Below are 21,693 nucleotides of genomic sequence, written 5' to 3' on the forward strand. Positions count from 1 at the left end.
ATACATGCCCAAAGACCGCGCCCCGACCCGAATTCAGAAAAAGAACCGCGCCGCGATTCTCGAGGCCGCGCTGAACGTGTTTTCGGCCCACGGCTTTCGCGGGGCGACCGTCGATCAGATCGCGGCCGAGGCCGGGCTGAGCAAGCCGAACCTTTTATATTATTTCCCGTCCAAAGAGGCGATCCACACCGCGCTTCTGTCCGGTCTTCTGGATACCTGGCTGGCGCCGCTGCACGATCTTGACGAAAACGGCGAGCCGATGGAGGAGATCCTCTCGTACATCAAGCGCAAGCTGCAGATGAGCCGCGAGTTGCCGCGCGAAAGCCGCCTGTTCGCGAACGAGCTGGTGCAGGGCGCGCCCCGTATCCATGACGCCCTGTCGAACGACCTGAAGGCGCTGGTCGATCAGAAGGCGGCCGTTCTGACGCACTGGATGGACCAGGGCAAAATCGCACGCCTGCACCCGCATCACCTGATCTTTTCGATCTGGGCGCTGACCCAGCATTATGCGGATTTCGATGTTCAGGTGCGCGCGATCCTTGGCGACGAAGACCCGTTCGAAGGGGCCGCGCCCTTTATCGACACCCTGTACCGCAAATTGCTGACCCCATGAAAAAAGGGCCGCAGCGCGGCCCCTTTTGGTGATCTGACGCCTCTCACTCGGCGGCCTTGGCCATCGGGTTGTTCGGGTGGGTCGTCCAGTTGGCATAGTCCGGCTGCACCACCTTGCCGGTGCGCGGATCGACCTCGCCCGCCGCCATCGGCACCATCGAGATACAGCCCTCGACCGGACAGACATCGACGCACAGGTTGCAGGCCACGCATTCCTCGTCGATCACCTCGAACACGCGGTCGGGCGACATCGAAATGGCCTGATGGCTGGTATCCTCGCAGGCTGCATAGCAGCGGCCGCACTTGATGCACTGATCCTGATCGATCTTGGCCTTGGCGACGTAGTTCAGGTTCAGATACTGCCAGTCGGTCACGTTCGGGACGGCCCGCCCAACGATTTCGGAGACGTCGGAGTAGCCCTTCTCGTCCATCCACTGCGACAGGCCCGCCGTCAGTTCGTCGATGATCTTGAACCCATAGGTCATCGCCGCGGTACACACCTGCACCGTGCCGCAGCCCAGCGCCATGAACTCGGCCGCGTCGCGCCATGTGGTCACCCCGCCGATGCCCGAGATCGGCAGGCCTTGGGTCGCCTCGGCGCGGGCGATCTCGGAGACCATCGACAAGGCGATCGGCTTGACCGCCGGGCCGCAATAGCCGCCGTGGCTGCCCTTGCCGTCGATCGAAGGTTCGGGGCTGAACGTGTCCAGATTGACGCTGGTGATCGAGTTGATCGTGTTGATCAGCGACACCGCATCGGCCCCGCCATTCCGCGCCGCAGCCGCCGGCTTGCGAATGTCGGTGATGTTGGGCGTCAGCTTCACGATCACCGGGCGGTCATAGTATTTCTTGCACCAGCGGGTGACCATTTCGATATATTCGGGCACCTGCCCCACGGCCGAGCCCATACCGCGCTCGCTCATCCCGTGCGGGCAGCCGAAGTTCAGCTCGATCCCGTCGGCGCCGGTTTCGGCAACACGCGGCAGGATGGCTTTCCACGCCTCCTCCTCGCACGGCACCATGATCGAGGCGATTAGCGCGCGATCCGGGTAATCCGCCTTGACGCGGGCCATCTCCTCGAGGTTCACCTCGAGCGGCCGGTCGGTGATCAGTTCGATGTTGTTGAGGCCCAGCAGACGCCGGTCGGCCCCGTAGATCGCCCCGTACCGGGGGCCATTCACGTTGACCACCGGCGGCCCTTCGGACCCCAGCGTTTTCCACACGACGCCACCCCATCCGGCCTCGAAGGCACGCCGGACGTTGTATTCCTTGTCGGTCGGCGGCGCCGAGGCCAGCCAATAGGGGTTGGGGCTTTCGATACCCAGAAAGTTCGTTTTCAAATCAGCCATTTATCCGGCCTCCCTGATGCGAAGATGCATCTTCGTCTTGTCACACATATTCACGCGCCGACGCCCTGCTCAGGCACTCAGGCTGGCGTGAATGTCCATCGCGGCATCGCGGCCCTCGGCCACGGCGGTCACGGTCAGATCCTCGCCGCCCGCGGCACAGTCTCCGCCGGCCCAGACCCCGGGAACCGAGGTGCGCCCGGTTGCGTCAACGGCGATCTTGTTGCCGTCGAGTTCCAAACCTTCCGGAGCACCATCCAAGGTCTGACCGATCGCCTTCAGAACCTGATCCGCAGGCAGGCGAATGGTTTCGCCCGTGCCGGTCAACGTGCCATCCACGGTGGCAGTATACTCCAATTCGATCTCGGCCGCCGCTCCGTTTCCGTGAATTGCCACCGGCTGAACGTTACACAGAATTCGGACACCGTGGGATGCCGCCAGATCCTGTTCGTAGCGGCTGGCGCCCATTGCGTCTCGACCGCGGCGATAGGCGATGGTCACATGTTCGGCCCCCAGCAGCTTGGATTTCACCGCGGCATCCACGGCCGTCATTCCACCGCCGATAATCACCACGTTTCGGCCTACCGGCAGTTTTGCCAAATCGGATGCTTGCCGAACATCTGCGATGAAGTCGACAGCGTTCCTGACGCCGTCCTTGTCCGACCCTTGCGCGCGCAAGGCGTTGACGCCTGCAAGGCCGATTGACAGGAAGACCGCGTCGTAGGCCTCCAACAATCCGTCCAACGAGATCGTGTCGCCCAGAACCGATCCGGTTTCAATCGCGATGCCGCCGATCTTCAGCAGCCAGTCCACCTCGGCCTGGGCAAAGTCATTGGTCGCCTTGTAGGCGGCGATCCCGTATTCGTTCAGCCCGCCGGGCTTGGGTTTCGCCTCGTGGATCACCACGTCATGGCCCAGCATCGCCAGACGATGCGCACAGGCCAGCCCCGCCGGCCCTGCCCCGATTACGGCAACGGTCTTGCCGGTGGGGGCCGCGCGTGTGAACGGGTGCACACCGGCCTGCATCAGCGTGTCGGTCGCATACCGCTGCAAGCGCCCGATCTCGACCGGCTTGCCCTCGGCCGTTTCGCGCACACAGGCTTCCTCGCACAGCGTTTCGGTCGGACACACACGGGCGCACATGCCGCCCAGAATGTTCTGATCGAGGATCGTCTTCGCCGCCGACTCCGGTTGTCCGGCCTGAATCTGCCGGATGAACAGCGGAATATCGATATCGGTCGGACAGGCCGTCACGCACGGCGCGTCATAGCAGAAATAACACCGATCGGCGGCCACGGCGGCCTCGTGCGGCGCCAGAGGCGGATGCAGATCGGTGAAATTCGAGGTCAGCTCATCGCTGGAAAGCCGCCCGGCGACGATGCCGGGTGCCATCTGGCCCTGTGCCATCACTCTACTCCCTGTAGATATGTTTGTTATTGAGACCAGCTTGCCACAAACAAAAATTTTATCAATTGGTAAAATTTGCCAATTGGTCAAAAAAGCGAAAACCGGGCCGAATGACCCGGTTTTTTGGCGGCATTTGCCCGTTTTTCAGGCGAAACCGGCCTCAGACCATGCCGGACAGGTGGCCTGACTTCATCCAGACGCGGGCGCCATCCGGTCCTGCCCGCAATTCGGTGCGCGTTCCGGGCGGTAGCCGCAGCCAATCCCATCGCGCGAATTCCTCGCCTTGTTCGGCGAAACCGCCGTCGATCACAAAGACCTCGGCCCCGCCGGGTGCGTCAATCGGTACGACCTGACCGGGCGGCCAACTGCGCATTTCGACCGTTTCATGGTCGTCCTTGAACAGCGGCACATGGTCCGCACCGTTGATCGAGCGGCGCACGGTGGTGCGGTCGTTCGGGTCGAACTGGTGCAGTTTGACCAAGATCGTCGCGCCTTGGCTGGCCGAGGGCGTATGCGACGAGGTCGGCGGGTTGCGGACATAGCTGCCCACCGGGAAATCTCCGGTCTCGTCCTGGAACACGCCGTCCAGAACCAGGTATTCCTCGCCCCCGTCATGGGTGTGTGCGGCAAACGCGCTGCCGGGGGCAAAGCGCACGATGGTGGTGGCGCGCGCCACCTCGTCGCCGATCCGGTCCAGCATCTTGCGCTCGACCCCGGCGGCGGGAGACGCCACCCACTCGGTCTGGTCGAAGTGAACCGCCACCCGCTGGGTGAAATCCGCATTGATCCGCATGTCGCGCTCCTGTCTGGTCTCCTCCATCAACATGGGCGTGCCGGGCCCGATTTCAAACACGCGGTGTCAACGGTTTTGACGCAGGTTCAGCGATGCTGTAGGTCGAAACCAACGGCAAGGGGCGCGCAAAGGCCCCGAACGGAAGGCGCAGATGCAGGCAGACCGGCAGAAATTCAACATCCTGATCATCGGGCAGAACAACCGCCTGCAATACGAAGCCGTCCTGTTCGCCGCCTCGCTGCGCCATTCCGCGCCCGGGTTTTCGGGCCGCCTGTTCGTTGGCGTTCCGCAACCCGGCCCGCGCTGGAGCCAGGACCCGAGCATCCGCAACGACGATGTTCTGAAGGCGCTGAAACAGCTCGATGCCGAGATCCTGCCCTTTTCGTCCGAGGTGTTCGGCGAAAGCTATCCCTACGGCAACAAGATCGAGGCGCTGGCCGCCCTGCCCGAGGGTGAGCCGTTCGTGTTCTTCGACACCGACACGCTGATCACCGGCGACCTGGCCGCGGTGCCGTTCAATTTCGACCGGCCCGGCGCATCGCAGAAGGTCGAGGGCACCTGGCCCAAGCCAACCCTGTACGGGCCTGGCTTCGACGGCATCTGGCGGGCGCTTTATGACCGGTTCGGGCTGGATTTCCAAAGCTCGATCGACCCGACCCAACCGGCGGAATACTGGCGGCGGTATCTGTATTTCAATGCGGGCTATTTCTTCTACAAATGCCCCCGCCAATTCGGCGCGCGGTTTCTGGACTATGCGCGCACGATCCGGGATGAAGAGATCCCCGCCCTGACCGGCCAGAACCTGGACCCGTGGCTGGACCAGGCGGCGCTGCCGCTGGTCATCCACGCGCTTGGCGGCGGGCGCGATGTTCTGCCCTCGGGCCTGCTGGATGGCTCGGTCAGCTGCCACTATCGCCTGTTCCCGCTGCTCTATGCGCGCGAAAGCGACCGGGTGGTCGAGGTGCTGGAAACCGTTGCCGCGCCCAACAAGGTCAAGAAGGTGCTCAAGAACTATGATCCGCTGAAACGGCTGGTCTATCAGGGCAAGGGCGCCAAGATCCGCGCCATGTTCGACCGGGACAACCTGCCCCAGCGCGAACAGGCCATCCGCAAGGTCATCAAGAACAAGGGGCTGTGGCTGCGCTGACGCGGACATTGTGCCGGGCCCGGCAATCGCCTAGAGATTCTGCGACGCATATTCCCAACAGGAGAGTGACGGATGTCCGACGGCCCCACCTATGGTTTTGACACGCTGCAAATTCACGCGGGCGCCCGCCCTGATCCGGCGACCGGCGCGCGCCAGACCCCGATCTATCAGACCACGGCCTATGTGTTCCGCGATGCCGATCACGCGGCCGCTTTGTTCAACCTGCAAGAGGTCGGCTATATCTATTCGCGCCTGACCAACCCCACGGTGGCAGTTCTGCAGGAACGGGTGGCGACGCTGGAAGGTGGCGTTGGCGCGGTGTGCTGCTCTTCGGGGCACGCGGCGCAGATCATGGCGCTGTTCCCGCTGATGGGGCCGGGCTGCAACGTGGTCGCCTCGACCCGGCTGTATGGCGGGACGGTCACGCAGTTCAGCCAGACCATCAAGCGCTTTGGCTGGACAGCCAAGTTCGTCGATACCGATGATCTGGATGCGGTGAAGGCCGCCATCGACGACGATACCCGCGCGGTGTTCTGCGAATCCATCGCCAATCCGGGCGGCTATGTCACCGATATCCGCGCACTGGCCGATGTGGCCGATGCCGCCGGTATTCCGCTAATCGTCGACAACACCTCGGCCACCCCCTATCTGTGCCGCCCGATCGAGCATGGCGCCACGCTGGTCGTGCATTCGACCACCAAGTACCTGACCGGCAATGGCACGGTGACCGGCGGCTGCATCGTGGATTCGGGCAAGTTCGACTGGTCCGCCAATGACAAGTTTCCCTCGCTCAGCGCGCCGGAGCCTGCCTATCACGGCCTCAAGTTCCACGAAACCTTCGGCCCGCTGGCCTTCACCTTCCACGGTATCGCCGTGGGCCTGCGCGATCTGGGCATGACGATGAACCCGCAGGCGGCGCATTACACGCTGATGGGGATCGAGACGCTGAGCCTGCGCATGCAGCGCCATGTCGAAAACGCCGAAAAGATCGCCGCCTGGCTCGAGAAAGACGACCGCGTGGACTATGTGACCTATGCGGGCCTGCCCTCGTCGCCATATCACAACCGGGTCAAGAAGCATTACCGCAAAGGCGCCGGGGCCCTGTTCACCTTTGCGGTCAAGGGCGGCTATGACGCCTGCGTCAAGCTGGTGAACGCGCTGGAAATCTTCAGCCACGTCGCCAACCTGGGCGATGCGCGGTCGCTGATCATCCATTCGGCCTCGACCACGCACCGGCAACTGACCCCCGAACAGCAAGAGGCCGCCGGCGCCGGGCCGAACGTGGTGCGGGTGTCGATCGGCATCGAGGATGCCGACGATCTGATCGCCGATCTCGATCAGGCGCTGTCCAAGGCCTGCGCCTAGTCCAAAATGCCGGGGCGCAGGATCAACGCATTGGGCCAGCCGGTGGGCCTGCCGATTGCGGGGGAGTTCCCGCGCCCGGCCCCACCGCGCGCGCCCATGAAGGGGCGGTTTTGCCGCGTGGTGCCCTTGGATGTGAATGCGGATGCGCCCGGCCTGTTCCGGGCGTTTGCCGCCGATACCGACGGCCGCAACTGGACCTACCTGCCCTACGGCCCGTTCGACTCGCAAGCTGGGTTCGCCGCCTGGCTGGCCCGGACCTGCAAGGGGGACGATCCGCTGTTCCACACGGTTCTGGACCAAGACGGACAGCCCGTCGGGATGGCGTCTTACTTGCGTATCGACCGCAATGCCGGCGCGATTGAGGTGGGGCACATCCATTTCTCGCCGCTGATGCAGCGCACTCCGGTCGCGACCGAAACGATGTTTCTGATGATGCGCCGCGTGTTCGATGAGTTGGGCTATCGCCGCTACGAATGGAAATGCGATGCGCTGAATGCCCCGTCGCGCCGGGCCGCCGAACGGCTGGGTTTTGTCTTCGAAGGCGAATTTCGGCAGGCCACCCATTACAAGGGGCGCAACCGCGACACGGCGTGGTTTTCGATCATCGATACGGACTGGCCACGCATCCGGCAGGCGTTCGAAACTTGGCTGTCACCTGAGAATTTCGATGCCACGGGCCAACAGCGGAAACCGCTGACGGCCCGCAGCGAAAGCTGAGGTCACTCGGAAATGTCGAACTCCATCGACACGGTGACCGAAACCGAAACCTCGCCACCGGCGACCGGTACCCCGCCCGAATCGGCCATGGCCATCTCGCGCATCTGGGGCATTGGGCGAATGCCCCCTCCCTGCTCGTTGATCGACACGACTGAACCCAAGGTGACACCGGCGGCCTGAGCCAATTGTTCGGCCTTGGCTGTCGCATCGGCGACGGCTTGGGCGCGCGCCTTCGCTTCAAGCGGCTTGGGATCCTGAACTGTGAAGGTCAAACCACCAAAATCATTCGCACCATCCTGAATGACCGCATCCATGATCTGCCCCAGATCATCCAGATTTCTGACCCGCACGAACACACGGTTCGACGCAACGAAGCCCGTGATCCTCGGTGCTTCGCCATCCGCGTTGCCCCGTCCGGACCAGACCGGGGACAGGGACAGATCGCGGGTCTGCAGGTCGCGCGATTCGATCCCCATCTCACTCAGGCGGCTCAGGACGGTGGCAACCGCGTCCGAGGTCGCCTGCATTGCTGCGGAAGCCTGCGCGTCTTGATTTGTCACCCCCACCGTGATGGTTGCCATATCCGGCGCGGCCTCGGCTGTTCCGGTTCCGTAAACCTGGATGCGACGTTCTTCCGCATGGGCGGCCACGGCAACTGTCGCCGCCAATACCGCCGCCAAAAAAGCAAATGTCTTCAATGTGATCTCTCCTGTTTTCTGAGATAAAAGATGGGTTGGCAAGCCTTCGCCGGACAAGGGGTGATTTTGCCTTTTCCTTTCCCTCGGCGGGTTCCTGCTTTAATCTCGGTGCGCGGACGCAAGGGCGTTTGCTTTGGTTCAGACAATTACGGCACCCTTGAATAATGAAACCCGCTTTTGCGCTGTCTCTTTCGGATAACGGGATCACTCTGCTGCACTATTCGGATGACGAATGGTTTGGCATCGGCACCGTATCACTGGATGCGCCGGATTTTTCCGAACAGCTGAACGAGCTTCGCGGTCGAGGTTTCGCGCTGGCCAATGACCTGAGCTGTACGGTCGTGATTCCTTCGGACCACGTGCGCTACCTCACGGTCGCCAGCCCAGAAGACTCCGACGTGACACAGGTGGTCGAGGCGGAATTGGCTCAGGCCACTGGCTGTGAGATTGCCGAGTTGATGTATGACCTCCGTGCGGATGGGTCGGATCTTCTGGTCGCTGCCGTGGCGAAAGAGACAGTAGAAGAGGCCCAAGCCTTTGCCAGTCGCTACGGGTTCGTGCCTGTTCGGTTTGCTGCAACATTGGCCCCCGATGCGCCTTGGACAGGTACCGGAGAGTTCGAGTTTGCCGAGCGCGCGACATCCGCCACACTGCCAACTGTGCCACCGGCCGAGGAGATAGCTGTTGTCCCGCCGGCCCCGGACGCAGAACCCGTGCCTCAGGCTTCGCAGGCATCGGAACCCGATCCGGCCCCCTCGCCTCAGGCGCATCCGATTGCTGAACCCGCTCAGCCGGACGTATTCGTATCGCCGATAGAAGCGACTGAAACCGCCTCACAGAATTCTGGGGCATCAGATTCCGGCATACCGGTTCGCTACATTGGCGCCGCTGCGGCGGGCGCCGTCGTGCTGGCCGTTGTCGCATTGATCTGGTCGGGGTCAGACGAAACTGGCAGCCCGGTGGCGACTGCGCCGGTCGTCGAAACGGCACCTGCGCCAGTTTCTATCACCGCCCCACCGATGACCGAGACCGAAGGGCTGGCAGGAGTCGCTCCTGAGCCTAAGGACACGCCCGACCCCGAGGCATTGGCCGACGAAGACCTGACGTTTGAAGCCAGCACGCCCCTGGTCGAGCCGGAGACACCCACGCCCCCCGAATTGACGCCAACGGATCAGGCAATTCTGGAAGCATTGAATGTTGCGCCCTCGCCCGTCGAGCAGGTCGAACGCGATCCGGAAAGTGTCGAGGATTTCGAAGAAGCCTCTGGCCTGACGAACACCGCGCCCGATCCGCTGCCGGTGCCAGACCCCGAGGTGCCCGAGGACGTATACCTGTCGTCCGTCGATCACGCGGAGCTGTCGCAGGATGCCGTGGCGCTTCCTGCCGAAGAGAGCTTTGATACCGACGAGCCCGTGGCTACGGTCGGTCTGCCCAATGCCGCGGGCAGTCGTTTTGACCTTGATGACCGTGGCCTTGTCACTCCGACACCCGAGGGGACGTTGAACCCTGACGGCATCCTCGTGTTCCTCGGCCGCCCTTCGTCGGTTCCGCCCCAGGTGCCGGTCAGGTTCGAAACCGACCCGACTGCCACAGACGACGACACAAGGCTGGCTGGTCTGCGTCCGCGCCTGCGCCCGGAAACGCTGGTTGAGAACTTTGAGCGTGGGCAGCTGGGCGGCCGGACGGTGGACGAGCTGGCGGTTATCCGCCCGAAATCCAGGCCGGCGTCGATCCAAGAGCGCGAGGCTGTGGACCGCACGCCCACCGCATTGGCCGTGGTGCGCGTCCCTCGCCCCCGCGTTCGTCCGTCGACCGTGGCCGCTCTGGCGGCCCGAAAAGCAACAACCGGCTCAGCCACTCTGGGGTCGACCGCAGCGGTAGCAAAGGCGGATGACGATGAAGCGGGATCGTTCAAACCCACAACCGTCGCACCCAAGATACCCAGCCGGGCCTCGGTGGCGCGCCAAGCCACGATTGACAATGCATTGAATCTGCGGCGCCTGAACCTGATCGGCGTTTACGGTACGCCGGCCAATCGGCGTGCCTTGGTCCGGCTACCAAGCGGTCGGTACAAGAAGCTGAAAGTGGGAGATCGGATTGACGGCGGCAAAGTCGTCGCGATTGGCGACAGCGAGCTTCGTTATCAGAAAGGCGGCCGCAACGTCACATTGAAGATGCCGCGCGGGTAAAGCGCGCCGCGTTTCAGAAAATTGGAACCCGGTAGGCCGGGTTCCAAATTCTGGGTCTTCTTCAGGCGGCAGAAATCTCTCCGGATTCAATCTGCTCACGCTCGATCGACTCGAACAGAGCCTTGAAATTGCCCTCGCCAAAGCCGTCATCGCCCTTGCGCTGGATGAACTCGAAGAAGATCGGACCAATCACGGTTTTCGAGAAGATCTGCAGCAGGATCTTGGTCTCACCGCCGTCCACCACGCCTTCACCGTCGATCAGGATGCCGTGCTTTTTCATGCGGTCCACCGGCTCGTCATGGCCCTTCACGCGGTCGAAGGACATATCATAATAGGCATCGTTGGGACCGGGCATGAACTTCAGGCCGCGTTCAGCGATTGCATCGGTCGAGTCATAGATGTTCTCGCTGCCGACGGCGATGTGCTGGATGCCCTCGCCTTTGTACTTCTTCAAGTAGGATACGATCTGACCGGTCTCGCCACGGTCTTCGTTGATCGGGATCCGGATACGGCCGCAGGGCGAGGTCAATGCACGGCTGAGCAAGCCGGTATATTTGCCCTGGATGTCAAAGAAACGGATTTCGCGGAAGTTGAACAGATCGCCGTAGAACTTGAACCACTTGTCCATGTTGCCCTTGAAGACATTGTGCGTCAGGTGATCGAGGTAATAGAAACCGACGCCGCGCGGTTTGGACTGCTTCAGCCACTCGAATTCCTGATTGTACGGCGAAGTTTCGTAATACTGGTCGATGAAATAGATCAGCGACCCGCCGATGCCCTTGATCGCGGGCACATCCATGGTCTTGTCGGCCCCATCATAGGGTTCGGCCCCTTTCGACACCGCATGGTCATAGGCCTTTTGCGCATCCACGACACGCCAGCCCATCGACGGGGCACAGGGGCCATGCTCTTCCACGAATTTCGCAGCAAAGCTGTCGGGGTCCGCGTTCAGGATGTAGGTCACATCGCCCTGCTGCCACAGCTCGATCAGCGGTTTGCTCTTGTGGTGCGCAACCTTTTCAAAACCCATCTTGGCGAACAGGTCGCGCAGCTCCTGCGGTTCGGGATGCGCGAATTCGACAAATTCAAACCCATCGGTGCCGGCGGGGTTCTCGGCGCTGATCACGGATTTCGGGGCGTTGTGCGGGAAAGGGCCCATGGCTTGTCCTCTTGAAACAGGAAATTCTTTGCTGATTCAAGAATACGCCTTTTTCAGCGCTGTTTTTGCGCATTCTTTTCATGTAAACTACGGAAGCCTGCGAAGTCTCCGCACCAGAACCCGAAAATTGTGAGAATCTCCGCACATGCTGGACGCAACCGATACTCGCCTTCTGGCCGCGCTGCAAAAAGACGCGCACCTGACCGCGCATCAGTTGGGCGAAATGCTGAACCTGTCCCCCAGCCAGGCCGGGCGCCGCCGTCAGCGGCTGGAAGCCGAGGGCTATATCACTGGCTACGCGGCGCGGCTCGACCCGCGCAAACTTGGCCTGCAGGTCCAAGGCTTCGTACAGGTTCACCTCGGCACCCACGGCCCCGAACAATCATCCAGTTTTGCGCGCATGGTGGAAACCCGCCCGGAAATCACCAGCGCCTGGACGATGACTGGCGAGGCAGACTATCTGCTCCATGTCTATTGCGAGGATCTTTCCGCGCTCAACACCTTGCTTCACGAGGTGATACTGCCCCATCCTGCGGTAGCACGGGTGCAAAGCCAGATCGTGATGGACCAGCTGAAACGCGACGCTCCGCTGCCGACCTGACGGCAAGGAAAGGAAGAAGATGAACGAGTTCCTGTACCAGGCTTCGATCTATCTGGCAGCCGCCGTGATCGCCGTCCCCCTGTCGGCGCGGCTTGGGCTGGGGTCTGTCCTCGGATATCTCGCCGCCGGCATCGCCATCGGTCCGATCCTTGGGCTCGTGGGTGCGGAAACCAAGGACTTGCAGCATGTCGCGGAATTTGGCGTCGTCATGATGCTGTTCCTGATCGGGCTCGAGCTGGAACCCCGCGCACTTTGGGATATGCGACACCGGTTGCTGGGGCTTGGTGGACTGCAGATCTCGCTCTCTACGGTCGTGATTGCAGCAGTTACCTTCTATACAGGTCAACCATGGTCAGTTGCCTTGGCCGTGGGTCTGACACTGTCCCTGTCATCAACCGCCATCGTGCTGCAGACGCTGTCGGAAAAAGGTTTGATGCGCACAAATGGCGGGCGATCCACGTTCTCGGTCCTTCTGACTCAGGATATCGCCGTGATTCCGATCCTGGCGTTTCTGCCGCTGTTGGCCATGCCGGCCAGCATCTTTATCGAGGATGACGGATCAATCACGCGCGGCGGCGACGGGCACGGCGACGCGCACCATACATTGTCATTGGTCGATGGCCTGCCCGGATGGGCGGTGACGCTGGTGACATTGGGCGCGATCGCATTCGTGATCGTGGTCGGCGTCTACCTGACCCGTCCCTTGTTCCGGTTCATCCACACCACCCGCCTGCGCGAGATGTACACGGCATTGGCCCTGATGATCGTAGTAGGGATCTCGTTCCTGATGACGCTGGTGGGCCTGTCCCCGGCGTTGGGCGCCTTCCTCGCTGGCGTCGTTCTGGCCAGTTCCGAGTTCCGGCACGAAATGGAAAGCGACCTTGAGCCGTTCAAGGGATTGCTGCTGGGCCTGTTCTTCATCACGGTCGGGGCCGGGATCGACGTCGGGTACTTTTTCAACGATCCGTTCGACCTGATCGGACTGGCCCTGCTGGTGATCCTGGTCAAGGGCCTGATCCTGTATGCCGTTGGTCGTGCATTCAAGTTGCGCGGCCGCGACCATTGGCTGTTCACGCTGGGTTTGGCTCAGGCGGGTGAGTTCGGCTTCGTGCTGCTGGCCTTTTCGACCAAGCAGAATGTCATTCCCCCGGCCCTGTCGCAGAAGCTGTTGATGATCATTGCCCTGACCATGCTGATCACACCGCTTCTGTTCATCATCTATGACTACCTTTCGCGCCACATCCGCGACAACTCACCCGAGATTGAACCCGAGGAAATAGACGAAAAAGGTCCCGTCATCATTGCGGGAATTGGGCGGTTCGGACAGATCGTCAACCGGCTGGTGCGCGCCAGCGGGTTCAAGACGGTGGTGCTGGACCACAATATCGAAACGATCCAGCTGATGCGTCGGTTCGGCGTCAAAGGATTCTTGGGTGATCCGACGCGTCCCGAATTGCTGCGGGCTGCGGGCCTTGAAAAGGCTTCCGTTTTGGTGGCCGCGATGGACAACCGTAAGGAAGTGACCCGATTGGTCGGCTACGCCCGCCGGCAGCGCCCCGACCTTCACATCGTCGCCCGCGCGCATGACCGGACCCATGTGTACGAGCTGTATCAGGCCGGCGCTGATGACATCGTGCGTGAGCTGTTCGACAGCTCTCTGCGGGCCGGGCGTTATGTGCTGGAGAACATTGGTCTGAGCGAATACGAGGCCGCGCAAGCACAGCAGACCTTCTATCACCACGATCGGCAGGCAATTCGCGAATTGGCTGAACTCTGGGTTCCCGGCATGCCGACGGCCGAGAACAAAAAGTACATCGACCGCGCGCGCGAGTTGGAGAAGGACCTCGAGACCGCCCTGCTGGAACTGGCCGAAAAGAACGAAAAGAAGTCAGCCTGACCCGGGGATATCCCGGGTCAGCCGAGCTCAACCGTCCGACACACCGGCTTCGGCAAAGGTGGCCATACCCGAATGGCAAGCGACGGCGCTTTTCAGGATATTGATGGCCAGCGCGGCCCCCGACCCTTCGCCCAGCCGCAGCCCGAGGCTCAGCAAGGGCGCTTTGTCCAGCTTGGTCAGCATGGCCGCGTGCGCACCTTCCGCACTCTGGTGGCCAGCAACGGCATGGTCCAGCGCTCCCGACGCCAGACGATCGAGGCAAGCCGCAGCCGCGGTGCAGATGAACCCATCCAGAATGACCGGGATGCGCAGAATTCGGGCGGCTGCAATGGCCCCTGCCATGGCCGCGATCTCGCGCCCTCCCAAACACCGCAGGATCTCAAGCCCGTCGTCAGATGCTCCGTGCAGCGCAACACCTTCGGCAACGACGCGCGTCTTGTTGGCAAGGCCCGCATCGTCCACACCGGTTCCACGCCCGGTCCAATCAGCGGCTTCTCCGCCGAATAACGCGCAGGCGATGGCCGCTGCAGGGGTGGTGTTGCCAATACCCATTTCGCCAACGACAAGAAGGTCTGCGGTGGGGTCAACGGCGTTCCAGCCGGTCTGCAGAGCGGTCAGAAGCTCGTCCTCGGACATTGCCGGGGCCTTTGTGAAGTCGGCCGTCGGCCGATCCAGGTCCAGCGCGTGTACCGTCATCTTGGCCCCAGCCGCTTTGGCCAATTGGTTGATGGCCGCGCCTCCGTGCTCGAAGTTCATGACCATCTGAACCGTAACCTCGGGCGGAAAGGCCGAGACCCCTTGCGCCGTCACGCCGTGATTGCCGGCAAATACAATCACCTGAGGTGCCTCGATCTGTGGCCGGGCATCCCCACGCCAACCGGCATACCAGATCGCCAGATCCTCGAGCCGGCCCAACGCACCCGGCGGCTTGGTCAGCTGTCCGTTGCGGTCGGCAGCCCCTTGCCTTGCAGCCTCATCCGGCCCCGGAGCATTGCGCAGGGCGTCGCGGAAGGTATTCAGATCATTGAGTTCAGGCAGCATTCAAAGCCTCGTTGCATCGGAGTGGTCCTGCGTGTTTAACCGAAGCAGGCAAAGCAACAACCCCTCGAAAGGCGCGCAAGTGCACAAAAACGACACTCGAACCTTTTCGCCATGGGACGTGCCGCTGGTTCTGGTTCTTTTGACGCGGCTGCCATTGCCCGTGCTGCCCAAATCGCTCTTCGAGCGACAGTCCAAAGCCGCTTGGGCCTTTCCTGCGGCCGGGCTGGTTGTTGGCGGCTTGGGCTGTGCCGTAGGCTGGTCTGCGATGGCCGTGGGCCTTTCCGGGACAGTCAGCGCAGTCCTTGCTGTCGCCGTTCTGATCGCTGCGACCGGCGCCATGCACGAGGACGGGCTGGCCGACACCGCGGACGGGCTGTGGGGCGGATATACACCCGAACGCAGACTCGAGATCATGAAGGACAGCCATATCGGCACCTACGGAGTGTTGGCCTTGTTGGTCATTCAACTGCTCAGGATCTCGGCGGTTGTAACACTACTGGCGGCAGGAAGTCCGGCCGGAATACTGGCGGCGGCTGTGTTTTCCCGTGCGGTGATGCCATCACTGATGGCGAGCCTGCCGAACGCCCGCGGCAGCGGACTGAGCCATAGCGTTGGCGCTCCTCCGCCTTTGTCGGTTGCAGCCGGTCTCGGGCTGGCTTTCGTTTTCTCTCTGGCTCTTCTGGGCTGGACCGCCCTTCTGCCCGTCGCCTGTGCGGTAGCCGCAACCGTGGGTCTGGCAATCATAGCCAAAGCCAAGATTGGCGGTCAGACCGGTGATATTCTGGGGGCATCGCAACAGCTGTCCGAGGTTGCTTTCCTGCTGGCCGTTGCCGCCCTGCTCTAGCCGACGCCGCCGGTCTTGATCCGTAATGTCTCACCGCAGTGCTTGCAGTGTACGGCATCCGGGTCGTGCCGAAACAGCCCGCAATTGGGACATTTGTGGCGTACTTTCTGCGGCATGAAAATGGCCTGAGCCAGCCGCACGAACAGCGCCACACCGACCACCATTATGAAGACCGAAAACAGCTTGCCGCCCGGAGAGTTCAGTGTGATGTCGCCGAAACCTGTCGTGGTCAGTGTCGCCATCGTGAAGTACAGCGCATCGATATACGGGGTCTGGCTGTCCTCGGGGATATAGAAAACCAGTACGGCGGTGGATGTTGCGAAAATGAACACCAGCAGGTTCACGGCCGCGATGACCGCATCCTCGTGGGTTCGGAAAAACTCACTGTCGCGGCGCAGATCATGCAACAGGTGATAGGAATGGATCAACCGCAGCGCGCGCAGAATCCGCAGGAACGCAAGGCTGCCGGTCAGGAAAGGGTCAAGGATCAGTGAGGCGATCACGACCAGATCCGCAAGCGTGTAGATTTTGAACAGCAGCTTCTTGCGGTCTTTCGCGATCCACATCCGAGCCGAGAAATCCAGCAGAATGATCAGCCCCACTGCCCAACTGACTGCTATCAATCCGGGGCCGTGCGGAATGTTCGCCGTCGCCACGAAAAACACGATCGAGGCAAGGTCGAACAGGATAAGACAGTACCGGAACCAGACCGAAACCGCCCCTCTGCCGATATAGAGTGCCTTGACCGTCTGCTTCATGACTGACCCGTACACGGTTCCAATGACTGGGAAATTAGCGGGAAAGGAGGCGCGAACCAAGCGATCGGGCATGAAAAAGGCCGCTCTGAAACCAGAGCGGCCCTTTGGTGTTGCTTCAAAGCCCGATCAGGCCGCGCGCGAGGTCAGGACTTCGTCCACCTGCTTGGCCGCTGCGATTTCGTCCGAACCGGACACGGCCGCAACTTCGCGCGTCAGACGCTCAAGCGCGGCTTCATAGAGCTGACGCTCGGAATAGCTCTGCTCACGCTGGTCGTCGGTGCGGTGCAGGTCACGCACCACCTCGGCGATCGAGATCAGGTCACCCGAATTGATCTTCTGTTCGTATTCCTGCGCCCGGCGCGACCACATGGCACGTTTTACCTTGGCTTTGCCCTTCAGAGTCTTCATCGCCTGGCTGATCACATCGGGCGAGCTGAGCGAGCGCAGACCGGATTCAGTGATCTTGTTGGTCGGCACCCGCAGGGTCATCTTGTCTTTCTCGAATGAGATGACGAACAGCTCGAGCGAGTATCCAGCGACTTCCTGTTCTTCAATCGATATGATTTGCCCGACCCCATGTGCAGGGTAGACAACATAGTCGTTCGGACGGAACTCAAGCTTCTTCGACTTTGTCATGCACGTGTTTCCTTGGTTGCAGAGCGGGAAAAAAGCGACAAAAAACCTAACCGGGGTCACCCGCGACCCCTGTCAGGCTGATTACATGTCAAAAACTCAGAACTCCAAAGTGAGCATACTTACGGAGTCGTCCCCATCTCGATCATCATTTGCCACATGAGTATATCACAAAATTAAGACACCTGAAAGCGGACGGGGCCTTCGGCTCGGAATTTGTGACTTTTTTCAGCGCATTAAGGCAAAAACTTACAGCTGTCTTACGGGCTTTGCGACCCGAATCGCTCAGCCGCCCTCGCCCGGTGCCTCGGAGAAGTATTTCTCCATCTTGCCCTCTTCACCGTCGCGCTCCTCGGCGCCCGGAAGCGGGTCTTTCTTGGTTACGATAACCGGCCATTGTTCCGCGTATTTGCGGTTGAATTCGACCCACTGCTCCATTCCCGGTTCGGTATCCGGGCGAATGGCGTCCGCCGGGCATTCCGGCTCGCACACGCCGCAATCGATGCATTCATCCGGATGGATGACCAGGGTATTTTCACCTTCATAGAAGCAATCCACCGGGCATACCTCGACGCAGTCGGTGTATTTGCAGGCGATACAGTTCTCGGTGACAACGTAGGTCATGGTCCAATTCCCGTCAGAGGTTTGGGCGACTAGCTAATTCAGTCTGCCCCCATCTTCAAGAGAAGATCAGCCCTTGGGGGTGCGAGAAAGATCAAGCGCGCGCCGATCCTTCTTGGTCGGACGACCTTTTCCTTCGAAACCCGGATTTTGTGGCGGATTATCCTTCTCTTCAGTCAAATCCGTGTACAGCGTCCGCGCCTCGGTCGCCGGGCCGCGTCGCGCGCCCAGGATTTCGACCTGAACCACGCGAATAACCCGCCCCTGAGCGAAAGTCAGAACGTCACCGGGCCCGACGGTTTGCGCCGGCTTCTGGGCCCGGTCACCGTTGATGCGCACATGCCCGGCGTTGACCTGTTTGGCGGCCAGGCTGCGGGTCTTGAAAAACCGCGCATGCCACAGCCACTTGTCGATCCGCAGCTTGGCCGGTGCGTCGGCCATCAGCGATCAGTTGCCGTCCTTCAGACCCATCAGCGCAGCGGCAAACGGGTTGTCGGGATCAATCGCCTTTTCCTTTTTGGGCGGCCGGGACGAGAAGGTCTTGGCCCCTTGCGGCTTGCCACCCTTCTTGCCCTGCGGCTTGCCGCGACCATCCCGAGGCTTCCCGCCCGGTTTGCCCCGACCCTGCCGTTGGTCACCACGTGGCCCCCGGTTGGCCTGACGGCCCCAGGTAAAGGTGTAGAACACCTCGACTTCGGGTTCGTCCGATGCAGGGTCTGCGGCCGTGGCCTCGGCTTCAGCCTCGGTGCTGTCGGTAGCCTCGGTTGGCGCCTCGGCGGCGAAGGCCACATCCGACTGCGCCTCTGCTTCGGCGGTCTCGGTCGGAGCTTCGGCGGTTGCTGCCGGTGGTTGCTCGGTCGGCTGAGCCGGTTTGATCTTGGTCCGTTCACCGCGCTCGGCCTTGTAGCCCAGCCCTTGCATCAGGTCGGCGAACTGCTCCAGCGTCATGCCGGTGATCGACAACATGTCCGCCTTGGCTTCGAAACCGCCCCGGCTGTCTTCGGCGCGCAGCATGTCGGCCAGACGCTCCAACATGTCGATACGGATCGAACGCTCGCCCGCATTGCGGTAGCCGCACATGGTGTCATAGCCCTCGGGCGCGCCCTTGGCGACGGGCACCGTCACCAAGCCCGGCGGCGGCGCTTCGGGAAACTCCTGAAGTCCATTTGCCAGGGCCCACAACACCAGACGCAGGCGCGTCGGGGCAGGCTTCAGCAGCAGCGGCATGAAGATGGTGAACTGGCCGAACCGGATGCCATGCTTGCGCAGCGCGCCACGCGCGTCCTGGTCCAGATCCTTGACCTCTTGTGCGACGCCGGCGCGCGGCAGGATGCCCAACGCCTCGACCATGCGGAAGGCAAATCCCTTGGCCAGCCCGGTCAGTTCTTCGTCGCGCGACAGGTTCAGCAGGGGCTCGAACAGCGCCGCGATCTTGCGGTCGATGAAGTGTTGCAGGCGGCGCTGCACCTTCTGCTCAACTTCCGGCCCTGCGGCCTCGTCCACGAACACTTCGACCATCGGTTTGAGCGGTTCGGCCCCGGCAACCAGTTTGCCCACGGCATATTCGCCCCACATCAGGCCACCCTGATCGGTAAAATCAATTTCGGTATCGGGCGCATTGTAGAAGCGATCGGCACGCAGATGGAATTGCGGCGCGAGTGCTTGCAGTGAGGCCGATTTGAGCGCTTTCGCCTCGGTTCCCTGCGCGCTTTTGTCCGGGATGAACCGGAACCCTTCCAAACGACCGACGAATTCGCCTTCGACGGTCACTTCACCCTTGTCATTCACTTCGGCCAAAAGGGCCTCCTTCTGTTTGAGCCGGCGCAAGAGAACAGATGTACGCCGGTCCACAAATCTTTGCGTCAGACATTCATGCAAAGCGTCTGACACCCTGTCTTCTACAGCGCGGGTTTCCGCGCGCCAATGGGATTCGTCGCGCACCCAGCCGTTTCGTTGCGCAACATATGTCCACGTGCGAATATATGCCAACCTTTTGGACAGTGCATCAATATCGCCGTCGGTTCTGTCGATCCGGCGGATCTGGCGCGCCAGAAAATCCTCGGGGATCGTGCCGCGTTCGTGCAGATGTCCGAAGATCGATTCGAGCAGGCTGGCATGTTCCGCATGGCTGATGCCTCGAAAATCGGGGATTCGGCAAACATCCCACAACAGGCGGATCGACGGACCATCGCTGGCACGGGCCACAACCTCGGGCACCTGGGCCAGCGACTTGAGCGCGTTCAGGTCGTCTGCGGGCCGGGCTTTGACCAAATGCTCGTTGTCCGGGCTGGCCTCGAGCGAGTCGATCAGCGCATCGACCGAGCCGAACCGCAAGGCGGCATTCCGCCAGTTCAGCTTTTTCATCGGCGTGAACCGGCTGTCCATGATGGCCTGCGCCACGCCTTCGTCCAGCGGCGACGCCTCGCCCGTCACGCCGAAGGTGCCATCCGACATGCCGCGCCCGGCGCGCCCGGCGATCTGGGCCAGTTCGTTCGGAGCCAGCGGCCGCATACGCCTGCCATCGAATTTGGACAGGGACGAAAACGCCACATGGTTCACATCCAGGTTCAGACCCATACCGATGGCATCGGTGGCGACCAGATAGTCGACCTCGCCATTCTGGTACAGCGCGACCTGCGCATTCCGCGTGCGCGGGCTGAGCGCGCCCATGACCACGGCCGCCCCACCCTTTTGCCGCCGCAGAAGCTCGGCAATGGCATAGACGTTCTCGACCGAGAACCCGACGATCGCGCTGCGCGGCGGCATACGGCTGATCTTCCTGGATCCGGTGTAGACCAGTTGCGACATCCGCTCGCGCCGAGCAAACTGCGCCTGCGGCACCAGCGCCGCGATCGGGCCGCGCATCGTGTCGGCACCCAGAAAAAGTGTCTCGTGCGTGCCGCGCATCCGCAGCAGCCGGTCGGTAAACACATGACCGCGCTCGGGGTCGGCGCACAGCTGGATTTCGTCGATGGCCACGAAATCGGTGCCCATCCCCTCGGGCATCGCCTCGACCGTGCAGACCCAGTATTGCGTGCGCGGCGGAACGATGCGTTCCTCGCCCGTCACAAGAGCCACCACCGAGGGGCCGCGGATGGCGACGATCTTGTCATAGACCTCGCGCGCAAGCAGCCGCAGCGGCAGGCCGATGACACCGGTCCGGTGCCCCAGCATGCGTTCGATGGCATAGTGGGTTTTGCCTGTGTTGGTCGGGCCAAGTACGGCCACGATTCGGGATGCCCCGTTCACCTTTGCCCCCTGCCCGGACCTTAAAGCGCCTTGCCCGCAATCTGCGGTTTCAGCCGATTCACGGCATTGGTTACTTCTTCGTGATGGGGATGTATAGCCAGCGCGCGGGAATAGGCGTCATAGGCCTGTTCGGGCTGACCCAGCACCTCAAAGATCAGGCCAAGCCCGTAGATGGCTTCGTAATTGTTCGGGTTCAACGCAAGCGCGTGCTCAAGATCGGCGGCCGCCATGCCGAACCGCTCCAGCCCAAAAAACACGGAGGCGCGCACATGCCAACCTTCTGCGAAATCGGGTGCATGGTCTGTCAGTGCCGTCAGATGGTCCAACGCGGCTTCGACATTGCCATCGTCCAGTGCTTCGCGTCCGCGCTCAAGCAGCAGATCAGCCGAGGCAGACCCTGATTGCGACCACAGCGACTGCAGTTGCCGATCCAGACCGGCTGCCTGCTCGGGCGACGCTTCGGAAAGCTGCCGCAGTAGCTCGGCTTCGTCCCGCAAATCGGCCTGTTGCGCAATCCCAGTGGTGGAATACATGACTAGGACGGCAAATGCCGCAACGGTACCTTTGAGATTGTTGATTGCAATGCTCATAACAATGATCAGTGTAGCGTTGCGAC

The 21,693-nt window shown here is 61.7% G+C and carries 20 protein-coding genes; 8 read left to right on the forward strand and 12 right to left on the reverse strand.

Annotated features, from left to right (window positions below):
* The first annotated feature begins 4 nt into the window (after positions 1–4).
* On the forward strand, positions 5–613 hold the full coding sequence (locus tag ACR0NB_RS06370) for a TetR family transcriptional regulator C-terminal domain-containing protein (RefSeq protein ID WP_093961802.1): 609 nt from the start codon (positions 5–7) through the stop codon (positions 611–613).
* Between the two features lie 43 nt (positions 614–656).
* Here the strand turns inward: ACR0NB_RS06370 and preA are convergent, their stop codons facing one another.
* The 3 genes from preA to ACR0NB_RS06385 all read right to left on the reverse strand — a co-directional run bounded on the left by preA (position 657) and on the right by ACR0NB_RS06385 (position 4,158).
* Positions 657–1,961, reverse strand: coding sequence for an NAD-dependent dihydropyrimidine dehydrogenase subunit PreA (gene preA / locus ACR0NB_RS06375; RefSeq protein ID WP_480775212.1), 1,305 nt, complete (start codon positions 1,959–1,961; stop codon positions 657–659).
* Positions 1,962–2,030: 69 nt separating this feature from the next.
* Positions 2,031–3,365, reverse strand: coding sequence for an NAD(P)-dependent oxidoreductase (locus ACR0NB_RS06380; protein WP_170357545.1), 1,335 nt, complete (start codon positions 3,363–3,365; stop codon positions 2,031–2,033).
* A 160-nt stretch (positions 3,366–3,525) separates the two neighbouring features.
* The gene (locus ACR0NB_RS06385; RefSeq protein ID WP_480775213.1) at positions 3,526–4,158 is read right to left on the reverse strand and encodes a cupin domain-containing protein; all 633 of its coding nucleotides are present in this window, start codon (positions 4,156–4,158) and stop codon (positions 3,526–3,528) included.
* A gap of 151 nt (positions 4,159–4,309) precedes the next feature.
* Between ACR0NB_RS06385 and ACR0NB_RS06390 the strand changes: the two genes are divergently transcribed.
* The 3 genes from ACR0NB_RS06390 (at position 4,310) to ACR0NB_RS06400 (ending at position 7,387) form a co-directional block, all read left to right on the forward strand.
* A complete protein-coding gene (locus ACR0NB_RS06390; protein WP_170433140.1) occupies positions 4,310–5,305 on the forward strand; it encodes a hypothetical protein in 996 nt (331 codons plus the stop codon).
* Positions 5,306–5,377: 72 nt separating this feature from the next.
* The gene (locus ACR0NB_RS06395; RefSeq protein ID WP_170371240.1) at positions 5,378–6,670 is read left to right on the forward strand and encodes an O-acetylhomoserine aminocarboxypropyltransferase/cysteine synthase family protein; all 1,293 of its coding nucleotides are present in this window, start codon (positions 5,378–5,380) and stop codon (positions 6,668–6,670) included.
* A gap of 6 nt (positions 6,671–6,676) precedes the next feature.
* Entirely contained in the window at positions 6,677–7,387 is a 711-nt protein-coding gene (locus ACR0NB_RS06400) for a GNAT family N-acetyltransferase (protein ID WP_170419262.1), read from the forward strand.
* A 2-nt stretch (positions 7,388–7,389) separates the two neighbouring features.
* Here the strand turns inward: ACR0NB_RS06400 and ACR0NB_RS06405 are convergent, their stop codons facing one another.
* The gene (locus ACR0NB_RS06405) at positions 7,390–8,085 is read right to left on the reverse strand and encodes an SIMPL domain-containing protein (RefSeq protein ID WP_170357540.1); all 696 of its coding nucleotides are present in this window, start codon (positions 8,083–8,085) and stop codon (positions 7,390–7,392) included.
* A gap of 164 nt (positions 8,086–8,249) precedes the next feature.
* Between ACR0NB_RS06405 and ACR0NB_RS06410 the strand changes: the two genes are divergently transcribed.
* Positions 8,250–10,274: a hypothetical protein gene (locus ACR0NB_RS06410; protein WP_480775214.1), complete on the forward strand. Its 2,025-nt coding sequence runs from the start codon at positions 8,250–8,252 to the stop codon at positions 10,272–10,274.
* Between the two features lie 61 nt (positions 10,275–10,335).
* On the opposite strand, the gene hppD is transcribed toward ACR0NB_RS06410, so the two are convergent.
* Positions 10,336–11,433, reverse strand: a complete 1,098-nt coding sequence (gene hppD / locus ACR0NB_RS06415) for a 4-hydroxyphenylpyruvate dioxygenase (RefSeq protein ID WP_480775215.1) — start codon at positions 11,431–11,433, stop codon at positions 10,336–10,338.
* 145 nt (positions 11,434–11,578) lie between these two features.
* On the opposite strand from hppD, the gene ACR0NB_RS06420 reads away from it, so the two are divergent.
* Both ACR0NB_RS06420 and ACR0NB_RS06425 read left to right on the forward strand, forming a co-directional pair.
* Entirely contained in the window at positions 11,579–12,034 is a 456-nt protein-coding gene (locus ACR0NB_RS06420; RefSeq protein WP_093961793.1) for an Lrp/AsnC family transcriptional regulator, read from the forward strand.
* 19 nt (positions 12,035–12,053) lie between these two features.
* On the forward strand, positions 12,054–13,931 hold the full coding sequence (locus ACR0NB_RS06425) for a monovalent cation:proton antiporter-2 (CPA2) family protein (RefSeq protein ID WP_480775216.1): 1,878 nt from the start codon (positions 12,054–12,056) through the stop codon (positions 13,929–13,931).
* 27 nt (positions 13,932–13,958) lie between these two features.
* On the opposite strand, the gene cobT is transcribed toward ACR0NB_RS06425, so the two are convergent.
* The gene (gene cobT, locus ACR0NB_RS06430; protein ID WP_480775217.1) at positions 13,959–14,972 is read right to left on the reverse strand and encodes a nicotinate-nucleotide--dimethylbenzimidazole phosphoribosyltransferase; all 1,014 of its coding nucleotides are present in this window, start codon (positions 14,970–14,972) and stop codon (positions 13,959–13,961) included.
* Positions 14,973–15,051: 79 nt separating this feature from the next.
* Here cobT and cobS point away from each other — a divergent pair, with 79 nt between their 5' ends.
* Entirely contained in the window at positions 15,052–15,816 is a 765-nt protein-coding gene (cobS, locus tag ACR0NB_RS06435) for an adenosylcobinamide-GDP ribazoletransferase (RefSeq protein WP_480775218.1), read from the forward strand.
* Here cobS and ACR0NB_RS06440 read toward each other — a convergent pair.
* The 6 genes from ACR0NB_RS06440 to ACR0NB_RS06465 all read right to left on the reverse strand — a co-directional run bounded on the left by ACR0NB_RS06440 (position 15,813) and on the right by ACR0NB_RS06465 (position 21,667).
* Positions 15,813–16,574 carry an ion channel gene (locus ACR0NB_RS06440; protein ID WP_170357534.1) on the reverse strand — a complete coding sequence of 254 codons (762 nt, stop codon included), beginning with the start codon at positions 16,572–16,574 and terminating at the stop codon, positions 15,813–15,815. The two genes, cobS and ACR0NB_RS06440, sit on opposite strands and share 4 nt — an antisense overlap.
* A gap of 126 nt (positions 16,575–16,700) precedes the next feature.
* Positions 16,701–17,210: a CarD family transcriptional regulator gene (locus ACR0NB_RS06445; RefSeq protein ID WP_093961789.1), complete on the reverse strand. Its 510-nt coding sequence runs from the start codon at positions 17,208–17,210 to the stop codon at positions 16,701–16,703.
* A 282-nt stretch (positions 17,211–17,492) separates the two neighbouring features.
* The gene (gene fdxA / locus ACR0NB_RS06450; RefSeq protein WP_093961788.1) at positions 17,493–17,831 is read right to left on the reverse strand and encodes a ferredoxin FdxA; all 339 of its coding nucleotides are present in this window, start codon (positions 17,829–17,831) and stop codon (positions 17,493–17,495) included.
* 66 nt (positions 17,832–17,897) lie between these two features.
* A complete protein-coding gene (locus tag ACR0NB_RS06455; protein WP_170357533.1) occupies positions 17,898–18,269 on the reverse strand; it encodes an RNA-binding S4 domain-containing protein in 372 nt (123 codons plus the stop codon).
* A 6-nt stretch (positions 18,270–18,275) separates the two neighbouring features.
* Positions 18,276–21,077: a helicase-related protein gene (locus tag ACR0NB_RS06460; RefSeq protein ID WP_480775219.1), complete on the reverse strand. Its 2,802-nt coding sequence runs from the start codon at positions 21,075–21,077 to the stop codon at positions 18,276–18,278.
* Positions 21,078–21,097: 20 nt separating this feature from the next.
* Complete coding sequence (locus tag ACR0NB_RS06465) at positions 21,098–21,667, reverse strand: tetratricopeptide repeat protein (protein ID WP_480775220.1); 570 nt, start codon at positions 21,665–21,667, stop codon at positions 21,098–21,100.
* Positions 21,668–21,693: the final 26 nt, after the last annotated feature.

The organism is Ruegeria sp. CG3, from assembly GCF_056537205.1.

Bases quoted from the DNA above. Each gene is read 5' to 3' on its own strand.
- fdxA (WP_093961788.1), bottom strand. From the start codon at position 17,831: ATGACCTACGTTGTCACCGAGAACTGTATCGCCTGCAAATACACCGAC.
- ACR0NB_RS06380 (WP_170357545.1), bottom strand. From the start codon at position 3,365: ATGGCACAGGGCCAGATGGCACCCGGCATCGTCGCCGGGCGGCTTTCC.
- ACR0NB_RS06390 (WP_170433140.1), top strand. From the start codon at position 4,310: ATGCAGGCAGACCGGCAGAAATTCAACATCCTGATCATCGGGCAGAAC.
- ACR0NB_RS06465 (WP_480775220.1), bottom strand. From the start codon at position 21,667: ATGAGCATTGCAATCAACAATCTCAAAGGTACCGTTGCGGCATTTGCC.
- ACR0NB_RS06370 (WP_093961802.1), top strand. From the start codon at position 5: ATGCCCAAAGACCGCGCCCCGACCCGAATTCAGAAAAAGAACCGCGCC.
- hppD (WP_480775215.1), bottom strand. From the start codon at position 11,433: ATGGGCCCTTTCCCGCACAACGCCCCGAAATCCGTGATCAGCGCCGAG.
- ACR0NB_RS06445 (WP_093961789.1), bottom strand. From the start codon at position 17,210: ATGACAAAGTCGAAGAAGCTTGAGTTCCGTCCGAACGACTATGTTGTC.
- preA (WP_480775212.1), bottom strand. From the start codon at position 1,961: ATGGCTGATTTGAAAACGAACTTTCTGGGTATCGAAAGCCCCAACCCC.
- ACR0NB_RS06395 (WP_170371240.1), top strand. From the start codon at position 5,378: ATGTCCGACGGCCCCACCTATGGTTTTGACACGCTGCAAATTCACGCG.
- ACR0NB_RS06385 (WP_480775213.1), bottom strand. From the start codon at position 4,158: ATGCGGATCAATGCGGATTTCACCCAGCGGGTGGCGGTTCACTTCGAC.
- ACR0NB_RS06440 (WP_170357534.1), bottom strand. From the start codon at position 16,574: ATGAAGCAGACGGTCAAGGCACTCTATATCGGCAGAGGGGCGGTTTCG.
- cobT (WP_480775217.1), bottom strand. From the start codon at position 14,972: ATGCTGCCTGAACTCAATGATCTGAATACCTTCCGCGACGCCCTGCGC.
- ACR0NB_RS06400 (WP_170419262.1), top strand. From the start codon at position 6,677: ATGCCGGGGCGCAGGATCAACGCATTGGGCCAGCCGGTGGGCCTGCCG.
- ACR0NB_RS06410 (WP_480775214.1), top strand. From the start codon at position 8,250: ATGAAACCCGCTTTTGCGCTGTCTCTTTCGGATAACGGGATCACTCTG.
- ACR0NB_RS06425 (WP_480775216.1), top strand. From the start codon at position 12,054: ATGAACGAGTTCCTGTACCAGGCTTCGATCTATCTGGCAGCCGCCGTG.
- ACR0NB_RS06455 (WP_170357533.1), bottom strand. From the start codon at position 18,269: ATGGCCGACGCACCGGCCAAGCTGCGGATCGACAAGTGGCTGTGGCAT.
- ACR0NB_RS06420 (WP_093961793.1), top strand. From the start codon at position 11,579: ATGCTGGACGCAACCGATACTCGCCTTCTGGCCGCGCTGCAAAAAGAC.